A 7,838-nucleotide genomic window follows, 5' to 3' on the forward strand; every position below is an offset into this window, starting at 1 on the left:
AAACCGGCCCCGAAACTGTCGGCCACCGCCTAGATCAATAGTTTGTTTGCATCTCGATGATTGTAAGGATCACCCGCTCGCTGCTGCTGTTGCAATTACTGATTGCCATGCTGATTGGCCTGGCAGTTGTCCAGGTTCTCGGTGCCGATACATGGACCGCGGTAATCTGCGGTATTGGTGCGATCGTGCTGCTGCGATTACTCATCAATGCCAACAATTTTTACCTGTCGTGGCGTTATAGAAGCGAGACTCCTGCGGCATACAAGCTGAATCTCATGCAGGCAATAAGGCTGTTTGTCGGCGAATTCAGCGCCAGCATGATTTCCTCCTCCTGGACCATGCCCTTCCATACGTTCGACAAGCGGATTGCCCGGCGCCCTGCCGCGCTGCCGGCACTGCTTGTGCATGGGTATGGCTGCAACAGCGGCTACTGGCACTCGATGAGCAAGGCGATGACACGGGCGGACATCAGCCATTACGCCATCAATATGGAGCCAGTCATCGGCAGCATCGACGCCTATGCCTCCGTGATTCATCGCGCGGTGGAAAACATTTGCAGCGAAACAGGCAGCGACAGGATTGTCATCGTCGCGCACAGCATGGGCGGATTGGCGTCACGTGTCTACCTGCGGGATCATGGCGATCGTCGCGTCGCGAAGATCATCACACTCGGCACGCCCCACCGTGGAACCGGACTTGCGAATTTTGGCGTCGGATTGAATTGCGAGCAGATGCGCTGGACCGAGGATGGGCTGGAAGGTGTATGCAGCGAATGGCTGCAAGCGCTCGCAGCCAGCGAGGATGTGGATTCCTACCGTGTTTTCGTGTCGATATTCTCGCACCACGACAATATCGTTGCGCCGCAGATTTCATCGCGCCTTCCGGGTGCAGTCAATATCGAGATGGGCGGCGTCGGGCATGTTGCGCTGGCGATGCATCCGGAGGTGCAGTCCATCGTCATCGACGAAGTATTGAAAATACCCCGGTAATTGCCCTCCTTGATTCCGTCGGTCGTTGCGGCGCTATAGCCATCCCGATTTTTTGAAACGGTAATACAAGTACCCGCACAGCAAGGCGACAAAACCGAGGGATGCCGGATAGCCGTATTTCCATTTCAGCTCGGGCATATGTTCGAAGTTCATTCCCCAGATGCCGACGAAGGCCGTTGCGACGGCAAAGATGGCTGCCCACGCTGCAAGCCGCTTGTTGACCTCACTCTCCTCGATCGTAACCATGGACAGATTGACCTGGATCGCCGTATTGATGGTGTCGCGTATGGCATCAATCGCGGTGTTAATGCGATACAGATGGTCATACACATCCCGGAAGTATTCCTGGGTATTGATGCAGATCGGGGGCACCCTTCCTCCAAAAAGCTTCAATAGCGCCTCCATCAGGGGCGTGACCGCATGCTTGAGCACCGTCGCCTTGCGCTTCAACTGGTAAAGCCTTTCGATATTTGCGCGCTGCGCGCCTTCGCTGAAAATCTGCTCCTCGATCAGGTCCAGTTCGGTTTCGATGATGTTCAATACCGGAAAGTACCGGTCCACCACTGCGTCCATCAATGCGTAGCAGACAAAGGCGGCGCCCTGCTTCAAGAGATGTGGTTCACTTTCGCACCGCTCGCGTACAGCTAGGAAGTCCTGGCTGCTGCGGTTTCTGACGGAAAGCACATAGCTTTCCTGAACAAAGATGGCAAGCTCACCGACGTTGAGTTCACCATTTGTAAGTTCCACGGTATGCACGACCACGAACAGCGAGTTGCCATACTCCTCGATCTTTGGTCGCTGATGCCCATGCTGCGCGTCTTCAACCGCAAGCTCATGCAGGTTGAATTCAGCCTGCATCTTCTCCAACTCGGCGGGCTCCGCGTCCTTCAACGCGATCCAGACGAAGCAATCCGGTTGATGGATGTAGCTGGCGATGTTGCTCATCGCCACGTCGGCCAGCCGACGGCCTTCTTTGTAGGCAACGCAATTTATAAGCACAATCAGGCACTCCGGATAGCGGGTATACAAAGACTCGAACTGGCCCCTGACATTGCTCGAAGCAGAGAAAATGGCTCGAGGGACGCATGAACATAGTGGCTACCCAATGTTAAACGACGTGGGACCGCCGCTTACCGAAGAAAATCAAGCCATTGTCCGATGGCACGGTCCAATTCAAGTTGCCAATACCGGGACCGTGGAAGGCTCAGTCGAAACATTGTCCCGGGCATTGGCAGGCATGGTCGGACACAGGCCTGCCGGATCTAGAAATGCACGCCCCGCAAAAGCTGCTGCAAGGCAATCTGATCGGCACTCATTTGTGGCGCCTTCTTGTCACCGATCGTCTTTGCGGCATCCGAGTCAGGGAACATGCGGAAGCTGGTGTTCATGACGATCTGCGCAATCCGCGGTACAAGCGCGTGAAGCACCTCGCCGAGAATGCCCAGTCGGGTCGCGATGCGAACCGGCTTATACACGATCGCCTGGGCGATCAGATCGGCCGCGTCCTCAGGCGTCAGTGTCGGGACGTTCTGGTAAATCTTGGTCGGTGCGATCATCGGCGTTCGTACCAGCGGCATGTTGATCGTGGTGAACTTGATGTTCATGTCGGCGAATTCGGAGGCTGCGCACCGCGTCCAGGCGTCGAGTGCTGCCTTCGAAGCAACATAGGCGGAAAATCTTGGAGCGTTGGTCAGGACACCGATGGATGAAATATTGATGACCTGGCCGCGCTTCTGCGCAATCATTTTCGGCAGCAGCCCCATGGTGAGTCTGAGTGCACCGAAGTAGTTGAGCTGCATCGTCCTTTCGAAGTCATGGAAACGGTCATAGCTTGACTCGATGCCGCGGCGGATCGAGCGGCCGGCGTTATTGACGAGCACATCAACGCCGCCGTGGTTGGCAATCAGGAGCTGGACAAAGCGATCGCAATCCGCCATGTCGGCGACGTCCACTGCATAGGTCACCACATCGAAGCCGCGGGCATTAATTTCCTTCCTTGCCTCGGCCAGCTTGTCTTCATCCCTTCCGCAGATGATGGTGATTGCACCGGCTTCCGCCAGCTTGTGGGCTGCCGCCAGACCAATGCCGGACGACCCGCCTGTGACCAGCACAACCTTGCCGGCCACTTGCCCGCGCAATGTGCGGTCGATGAACAGATCCGGGTCGAGGTTGCGTTCCCAGTAATCCCAGATCCGATGCGCATAATCCTCCAGCCGCGGACACGCTATACCGCTGCCCTTCAGCGCCGCCGCCGTATCGCGGTTGTCGAAACGCGTCGGGTAATTGATGAACTGCATCAGGTCATCCGGCAGGCCAAGATCTTTCATCACGGCGGACTGGACGCGACGCACCGGCGTCAATGCCATCATTCCTTTTTTCACCGATTTCGGAATGAAGCCGAATAGCGCGGCATTGATCCGCAGGCTCATCGTCGGCGCATGGGCCGCGCGCGCGAATGTATTGAGAACATCACCGACCCGCATTGGCTCCGGATCGGTCAGGTGGAAACACCGTCCGTCGAGTTTGGGCTGGTGGGCGATATGGTCCATCGCGTCGACCACATAGTCGACCGGAACAATATTGATCCGCCCGCCTTCAATGCCGATCGTCGGCATCCACGGCGGCAAGAGCTGGCGTATGCGCTGGATCAGCTTGAAGAAATAATAAGGACCGTCGATCTTGTCCATTTCGCCTGTCCTCGAATCGCCGACCACCATCCCGGGGCGATACACGCGAAAGGCGCCCTTGCATTCCTTGCGGACGATCTTTTCCGACTCATGCTTGGTGGCGAAATAGGGATGATCCAGATTTTCGGCCTCATCGAACATGTCCTCTCGGAAGATTCCTTCGAACAGGCCGGCAGCGGCGATCGAGCTGACGTGATGGAAGCATTTCGCACCGATGGCATTGGCGAACGCGACCGTATTATGTGTGCCCTCGACGTTGACGGCCATCTGCTCCTCGGCGTCCGACTTCAGGTCGTAGATGGCGGCAAGGTGAAAGAAATGATCGATGTTCTTCGACAGCGTCTTGGTGTCTTCGCGCGACACGCCGAGTTTGGGCGCACGCAGGTCACCATATACCGGAACCGCTCTTGCCTTGGTCGTGCCCCAATATTCGAGCAGCGAAGCCACCTTGTCGGCGCTCGCTTCGCGCATGAGGAAGTATACGACGCTGCCCTTGCGGCCCAGCAGCTTCTTGACCAATCGCTTGCCGATGAATCCGGTTGCTCCAGTGACGAAATACTGCATGTGCCCCCCTTGTTGTTGTGAACTTTCAGGCTCCAATCATTGCAGGCTAAACCCTTGTTGGCAAGACCCGATGTGTCCCGGCATGCCGCATTAGAACCTGCGCTCTATGGCTTTAGAATGCCGTCTCTACTTTTGCCGCATACACTTCCATCATCAAAAAGCGCGTCGGATGGCCCGGCGTTCAGTCAACCAACGAATGGAGTTCATCATGGTGAAGAAATTGAAGACATTGGCAAAGTCCGACGACAAGCAATTGGCCGAAGCGGTACGCACATCGGCACAGCAGATCTGGCAGGCCGGCCTGGGCGCGTTTGCGAAGGCACAGGAAGAAGGCGGCAAGGTGTTCGCGAAGCTGGTCAAAGAGGGTACGGACCTTCAGAAGCGCACCCAGCAGCTGGCCGGAGGCAAGGTCTCCGGCGTTACCGATACGGTCACCAAGATGGCGGACAACGTCAGCAAACAGGCGTCGGGCTCATGGGACAAGCTGGAGCAGGTCTTTGAAGATCGCGTGTCGCGGTCGTTGAAGAGCTTGGGCGTACCAACGCAGAAAGACATACAGGCTTTAACAAAGCGTGTCGAGGAATTGAATAAGGCAGTGGCAAACCTGTCCGGCAAGAAGGCCGCCGCAACCAAGGCGCCGCCCCGCAAAGCGCCGGTGAAAGCAGCACCAAAAAAGGCCCCTGTCAAAAAGGCAGTGCGCAAAGCGACAAAAACAGCCGCAGCAAAATAATGCGGCACGGCGGCCGACAAGCCGGCCTGGATGCCGGCTTGCGGGCTTGATGCTATGAGACCAGGACTCTCCTGCGCAGCACAGGCACAACATGCCGCCCGAGCACTTGGCATAACTCGATGACGAAGACATCCCCGTTTGAAAGCCCGCGCCGCGTTCCACGCGCCGCATCCAGACATCAACCCAAGATCGGCCTGGCACTCGCCGGCGGCGGACTGCTTGGCGCGGTTTATGAAATTGGCGCCCTCGCCGCATTGCAGGAATCGGTAAAGGGACTGGACCTGAATAATGCCGATATCTTTGTCGGCATCAGTGCGGGCGGCATCATCGCAGCAGCGCTTGCGAATGGAATGTCCCCGCACCAGATGTGCCGGCTTTTTGTCGAAAGCGATCCGGACGATCCAACCACCAGCATGTTCCTGCCCCAGGCGCTATTGACGCCCGCATGGACCGAATTCTGCAGGCGGGGAACCGCGCTACCGGGACTGCTTGCATCATCTGTTGTCCATTATTTAAGAAACGGAACGCGGCCCGGTCTCGCCGGCTCCTTTGAGCGGCTGAAGGAGGCGCTGCCGACTGGCATTTTGTCTGGCGCCGGGATTGAACAGGCGATTGCACTTACGTTCGCCGCAGAAGGCCGCAGTGACGACTTCCGGGCGCTCAAGCGCAAGCTGGTCATCGTTGCGACAGATCTCGATTCGGGCGAACCGGTCCGCTTCGGTCAGCCGGGATTCGATCATGTTCCGATTTCCAGGGCGGCGCGCGCAAGTGCCTGCGTGCCGGGCATCTTTCCGCCCGTGGAGATCGATGGCCGTCATTTTGTGGACGGCGCCTTGCGCAAGACCCTGCATGCATCAATCGCACTGGATACCGGGCTTGACCTGCTGCTTTGCGTCAATCCCATCGTGCCCTATAACGCCCGTGCGGTTCATCCGCCCGGCAAACTGGCGAGCGGCGGTTTGACCTCGGTGTTGTCGCAGACTTTACGCGCGATCATCCATTCGCGCGTGGAGATAGGTATGGGTAACTACGCACTTGCTTACCCCGATACCGGCATCATGCTTATCGAGCCGAGCCAGGACGATGCCGATATGTTCTTCACCAATCTGTTCAGTTATAACAGCCGGCGCAGGATATGCGAAAACGCTTACCAGGACACGCGCATCATGTTGTGGCGGCGCCGGGACGAGATTGGACCATTGCTGGCACGGCACGGCCTGGAATTGAATCTTTCGGTGCTGCGGGATACCAGCCTGACGCTGGTGAAGACGCGGGTTCGGAAGCCGGCGAAACGCTCTGTGACGACGGACCTTGATGAAACGCTGGACAGCCTGGAGCGATACCTGAAAACCGGCGCTGCATAAGTGTTTAACCGGCTTCGCGATCGAGGCAAATGGCGTTTGTGGATTGATTTATCAATGTTATGCTAGCAAAAACGAAAGCAACAACGGGAGACGCCTAGCATGCAACCAAAAGCGCCGCGACGCACGCGCGAAAGAATCCTGGAGTTATCGCTGAGGCTGTTCAACGAGTTCGGCGAACCGAACATTACGACCACGGTGATTGCCGAGGAAATGAACATCTCGCCCGGCAACCTGTACTACCATTTCCGCAACAAGGACGACATCGTCAACTCGCTCTTTGCACAATTCGAGGCCGAGATCGGGCGCATGCTCGCGGTGCCTGCGGGGCGCAGGCCAAACATCGAGGACGTGTGGCTGTACCTTCACCTGATGTTCGAGCTGGTATGGCGCTACAGGTTTTTTTACCGCGATCTGAGCGACCTGCTCTCGCGCAATCGCAAGCTGGAGTTGCATTTCAAGCAAATCCTCGCCTACAAAATCCAGGTGGCGCAACAGCTCTGCATCGGTTTGCGTGCCGATAAGGCGCTCGAAGCAAGCGATCTCGAAGTCGATGCGTTGGCAACGAACATGGTGGTGGTAGCCACCTACTGGCTGTCCTACGAATATGTGCGCAATCCGCGCAAGTACAGCGAACAGCAAGCGATGGCCGATGCCCTTGCCCGCGGCTGTTACCAGGTGCTATCCCTGATCGGGCCATACCTGCGCGGAGAAACCCATCTTCTGTTCGAGAAGCTGGCCGAGGAATATCTTAAAAAACTCAAATAAGGACACCGCCATGGCTTGGACCAAATTCCCCTACTCCGACGACAGCTATCGCCATACGCCGGCATCGTTAAAGAAGGTGTGGGCGCGCCTGCACATCGGCGATGCAGAACCGTTCCCCAAGGATGCGGCCCTGGTCGATGCCTGGATCGCGTTCCACGCGGGTGATTTCGAACAAGCCGCGAAACTGGGTCTCGCGGAAGGCGTCGCCGGCTATACGGTAGCAAACAAGGCGAGCGCCATCTATGCCACCTATCTGGAGAAATCAGAGAAGAAGAAGCTGGCGATGTTCCAGGAGATTGCAGAACGATGCGAGGAGCAGCAGGCGGCGCAGCCGAAGAACGCCGCTGCATACTACTCCCACGCTTACGCGCTGGGCCGCTATGCGCAAGGCATCTCCATCGTCAAGGCGCTTTCCCAGGGTATCGGCAACAAGGTCAAGTCCAGTCTCGACATGACCATCAAGCTGGCGCCGAAACATGCCGATGCGCATATCGGCCTTGGCACCTATCACGCCGAAATTATCGACAAAGTAGGTGCGATGATCGGCGGATTGACTTATGGCGCCAAGAAGGAAGAAGGTCTCAAGCATTTCAAGACGGCGCTGGTCCTGAATCCGCAATCCGCCATCGCACGGGTCGAGTATGCCAACGGCCTGGTGATGCTGGAAGGAAAAAAGAAATTGAATGAAGCGGTTGCTCTTTACGAAGAGGCCGCTGCCTGCGTGCCGCTGGACGCCATG

The 7,838-nt window shown here is 57.1% G+C and carries 7 protein-coding genes; 5 read left to right on the plus strand and 2 right to left on the minus strand.

Going from position 1 to position 7,838, the window contains the following annotated elements; translation table 11 throughout:
• Window positions 1-56: 56 nt before the first annotated feature.
• On the plus strand, window positions 57-989 hold the full coding sequence (locus V7080_RS21325; RefSeq protein WP_334190403.1) for an esterase/lipase family protein: 933 nt from the start codon (window positions 57-59) through the stop codon (window positions 987-989).
• 33 nt (window positions 990-1,022) lie between these two features.
• Here the strand turns inward: V7080_RS21325 and corA are convergent, their stop codons facing one another.
• Both corA and V7080_RS21335 read right to left on the minus strand, forming a co-directional pair.
• Window positions 1,023-1,988 (minus strand): magnesium/cobalt transporter CorA, encoded by a 966-nt coding sequence (gene corA / locus V7080_RS21330; protein WP_334190404.1) that lies wholly within the window; start codon window positions 1,986-1,988, stop codon window positions 1,023-1,025.
• 263 nt (window positions 1,989-2,251) lie between these two features.
• Window positions 2,252-4,240 carry an SDR family oxidoreductase gene (locus V7080_RS21335; protein WP_334190405.1) on the minus strand — a complete coding sequence of 663 codons (1,989 nt, stop codon included), beginning with the start codon at window positions 4,238-4,240 and terminating at the stop codon, window positions 2,252-2,254.
• Window positions 4,241-4,448: 208 nt separating this feature from the next.
• Here V7080_RS21335 and V7080_RS21340 point away from each other — a divergent pair, with 208 nt between their 5' ends.
• From V7080_RS21340 to V7080_RS21355, 4 genes are all read left to right on the plus strand, one after another.
• The gene (locus V7080_RS21340) at window positions 4,449-4,970 is read left to right on the plus strand and encodes a phasin family protein (RefSeq protein WP_334190406.1); all 522 of its coding nucleotides are present in this window, start codon (window positions 4,449-4,451) and stop codon (window positions 4,968-4,970) included.
• Window positions 4,971-5,089: 119 nt separating this feature from the next.
• Complete coding sequence (locus V7080_RS21345; RefSeq protein WP_334190407.1) at window positions 5,090-6,334, plus strand: patatin-like phospholipase family protein; 1,245 nt, start codon at window positions 5,090-5,092, stop codon at window positions 6,332-6,334.
• Window positions 6,335-6,433: 99 nt separating this feature from the next.
• Complete coding sequence (locus V7080_RS21350) at window positions 6,434-7,099, plus strand: TetR/AcrR family transcriptional regulator (protein WP_334190408.1); 666 nt, start codon at window positions 6,434-6,436, stop codon at window positions 7,097-7,099.
• 10 nt (window positions 7,100-7,109) lie between these two features.
• Window positions 7,110-7,838, plus strand: a 729-nt coding sequence (locus V7080_RS21355) for a hypothetical protein (protein WP_334190409.1), incomplete at its 3' end; no start/stop codon positions are given.

This window comes from Noviherbaspirillum sp., assembly GCF_036846085.1.
In the GTDB taxonomy this organism is placed as follows: domain Bacteria; phylum Pseudomonadota; class Gammaproteobacteria; order Burkholderiales; family Burkholderiaceae_D; genus Noviherbaspirillum.